The sequence below is a fragment of the uncultured Corynebacterium sp. genome, assembly GCF_902782855.1.
Classification (GTDB): Bacteria; Actinomycetota; Actinomycetes; order Mycobacteriales; family Mycobacteriaceae; genus Corynebacterium.
Genome location: NZ_CACZOO010000322.1, coordinates 1 through 2,753, shown reverse-complemented (window position 1 = coordinate 2,753; position 2,753 = coordinate 1). Strand labels below are relative to the sequence as shown.

At 65.9% G+C, this 2,753-nt stretch carries 4 protein-coding genes; 2 read left to right on the top strand and 2 right to left on the bottom strand.

What is annotated here, in order from left to right:
- The first annotated feature begins 34 nt into the window (after positions 1 to 34).
- Positions 35 to 481, top strand: coding sequence for a PAS domain S-box protein (locus QZV72_RS12910; protein ID WP_297008986.1), 447 nt, complete (start codon positions 35 to 37; stop codon positions 479 to 481).
- Positions 482 to 649: 168 nt separating this feature from the next.
- On the top strand, positions 650 to 877 hold the full coding sequence (locus tag QZV72_RS12905) for a hypothetical protein (protein WP_297008985.1): 228 nt from the start codon (positions 650 to 652) through the stop codon (positions 875 to 877).
- 3 nt (positions 878 to 880) lie between these two features.
- Here QZV72_RS12905 and QZV72_RS12900 read toward each other — a convergent pair whose 3' ends face one another.
- Together QZV72_RS12900 and QZV72_RS12895 are read right to left on the bottom strand one after the other, a co-directional pair.
- Complete coding sequence (locus QZV72_RS12900; protein WP_297008984.1) at positions 881 to 1,417, bottom strand: GNAT family N-acetyltransferase; 537 nt, start codon at positions 1,415 to 1,417, stop codon at positions 881 to 883.
- A 10-nt stretch (positions 1,418 to 1,427) separates the two neighbouring features.
- The gene (locus QZV72_RS12895; protein ID WP_297008983.1) at positions 1,428 to 2,576 is read right to left on the bottom strand and encodes an AAA family ATPase; all 1,149 of its coding nucleotides are present in this window, start codon (positions 2,574 to 2,576) and stop codon (positions 1,428 to 1,430) included.
- Between the last annotated feature and the right edge of the window lie 177 nt (positions 2,577 to 2,753).

Sequence of the window (2,753 nt, the reverse complement as noted above, 5' to 3'; positions counted from 1 at the left end):
TGATCCATCTCTCCCGCTGACCACGGAGGACGCCATGTCCGGCACGACACCCACCCGCCCACTCACCGAGCGCATCATCGCCGGCTCCACGCTGGACGCCGTGATCTACGCCGACCGCACCGGGACCATCCGACTGTGGAATGACGCCGCGGTCGACATGTTCGGCTGGTCCACCGAGGACGCGGTCGGGCAGTCGCTGGACATCATCATCCCGGAGAAGATGAGGGGCGCCCACTGGACCGGCTGGGACCGGGTCATGGACACCGGTGTGACCAGGTACGGCCTGGAACCGTTGACCGCCCCTGGCGTCCGGAAGGACGGGACGCGCATCTCCCTGGAGTTCTCCATCGTCATGCTCAAGGAGGGCGACCGAGCCGACGGTCGCGTCGAGGGCGTGGCCGCCGTGCTCCGTGACGTCACCGCGCGGTGGGAGAAGGAGCGGGAACTGAAGCGCCGGGTCAGCGAACTGGAGGGTGCGTGACGGTTTACGTCCCGTGAGGCCGGTCCACCACAGGGTCCACCACAGGGGCCACCACAGAGTCCACCTTTGAGAGCCTGGTGATGTGCAACCACCCGGTCGCCACCCGGCGCGGTACCGGTGGCCTGGGGACTGTCGCATCCGGATGCGTCGTTCCCCGAACTGTCGCTGATGACGCTCGTGGTGAGCGTGATGTTCGCCCTCTTCGACATCGTCATCGTCGACTGGCTGGTGGTATGCACGTGGCGTCCGGCGCGGATCGTGTTCCCCGGGACCGGGAACTGCGCGGGATGGCGGGACCACCGCTTCCACGTGATGGACCAGCTGTCGCCGAGGGGAATCACCGCCCTGGTCGGGATCAGTCTCGTCCTGGGTGCGGTGGCGTGGGCGGTGACCTGAGGCTCAGCGTCCTGCGAGGGCGGTGAGGTTCCCGCCGACCAGGCGCTGTGTGGTCCATTCGTCCTGCGGCGTCGCGCCGATCGAGCGGTAGAAGGCGATCGAGGGTTCGTTCCAGTCCAGGACCGTCCACTCCAGCCGGGTGTAGCCGCGGTCGACGCAGATCGCGGCGAGAGCGGAGAGCAGCGCCGTGCCGTAGCCGGAGCCGCGGTGCCGCTCATGGACGTAGAGGTCCTCGAGCCAGATGCCGTGGCGCCCGGTCCAGGTGGAGTAGGAGAGGAACCACAGGGCGATGCCGCGGATCTCGTCTGTGCCGTCGGTTCCGTTTCCGGACGCCACGACGTGCGCGAACGCCTTCGGGTCGTCACCGAAGAGGGTGTCGGCGAGCATCACCTCGGTGTTCTCGACGGCGTCCGGCTCCTTCTCGTAGACCGCGAGGGCGCGGATGCAGTCGAGGATGCCGGGAATGTCGCCGGGTCGTGCGGGGCGCACCACGGCCCCGTCGGGGAGGACGCGGGACGTCGGGAAAACCTGCTCAGTCATGCCGCCGATGCTACGCATCAGGTGAGCGCACCAGGGTCGCGGCGTGATCCCGGAGGTAGTCGCGAAGGCCTGGCAGGGTGAACTCAACCTGACCTGCGCCGACCGCCCGGATGACGCCGGCGTCCAACAGCCGTTGCCGGTAGACGGACACATAGTTCTTCTTCACCCCCATCCGCTCGGCGATGTCCCCGGTCCGGCTCGGGCCGTCATCCTTCGCCATCTTCACAAGGAACGTCTTATCCACCTCCGAGAGATCGTGTAGCGACGTGGCATGGACCAGGTTCCCGAGCCTCCGCCGCGCCCGCTCGGTCCCAATTGCCACCTGAGCCAGACCGATGTACCCGTCCACCGCACTCCGCCACACGTTGTACCCCACCAGCTGGATCATGAACGGATAGCCTTCGGTTGCGGCCACTGCGGCATCGAGAGCTTCCGGGGCAATGGCCACGCCGGAATCCTCGATCGGCCCCAGTAGCGCATCCCTCACCTCGGCATCAGCGACGTTTCCGAGTTCCACGCGTTCCGCACGGCGTAGGAAGGTCAGCACGGCGTCATTGAGCAGGTCCGAGATGGCACCGGGAAGACCCGCCAGCACCAGTGCGAAAGGAAGCTGTTCGCGGACGAGATGCTGGGCCAGTGCCCCGAGGTGGCGTAGTTCGTCATGATCTCCGCCGTGAACCTCGTCGACGGTGACGACGAGCCCGGCCCCGCGCTCGTCGAGGAGCCCGAGAAGTCTGGTCACAGCATTCCGGAGCCCGGATTCCGGACGGTCCGGATACTCAATGTCCACTCCTCCCGCCGGCGTCGACGCTCCGGTGACCCGCGGCACCTGACGATCGTCCCCTGTGACGGACGCCAACTGCTTCTCCACTCCCCGACTCAACCGGTCGAGCAGACCCGGGGTCGCGGTCTCCGACAGGTGCAGCCAACCCTCGGTCCTGGCCACATCCTCCAGAGCATTGAGCATCACCGTTTTCCCCGTTCCTCGGGGGCCGGTCACCAGTGTGAGCAGGCCCGGCGCACCGGGTCCGTCGATGACGGACTCCCGGAAGTCATCAATGACCTCGCCTCTGCCTACGAGTAGCGGCGGGGTCGCACCGGCGGTCGGAGTGAACGGGTTACGACGGGCACGGGTCGGCTGTGATGTTGAGCGGGGCACCGGACCTCCCTGGATCTGTTTTGCAGGCTTTATACCTTTTATACTCTTTATACTTTTTGCGCACTTTGCCGCAGGTGAGAGCAACCATTCATGTTCATACTTGTACGTATTTCCATACTTACGTACTATCGGCGCCGTGGATGATCACCTTGTATCACTGAACAACGCCGTCGCCGA

Coding starts and splice junctions, on each gene's coding strand:
- QZV72_RS12905 (WP_297008985.1), top strand. CDS start 650: ATGACGCTCGTGGTGAGCGTGATGTTCGCCCTCTTCGACATCGTCATC.
- QZV72_RS12900 (WP_297008984.1), bottom strand. CDS start 1,417: ATGACTGAGCAGGTTTTCCCGACGTCCCGCGTCCTCCCCGACGGGGCC.
- QZV72_RS12910 (WP_297008986.1), top strand. CDS start 35: ATGTCCGGCACGACACCCACCCGCCCACTCACCGAGCGCATCATCGCC.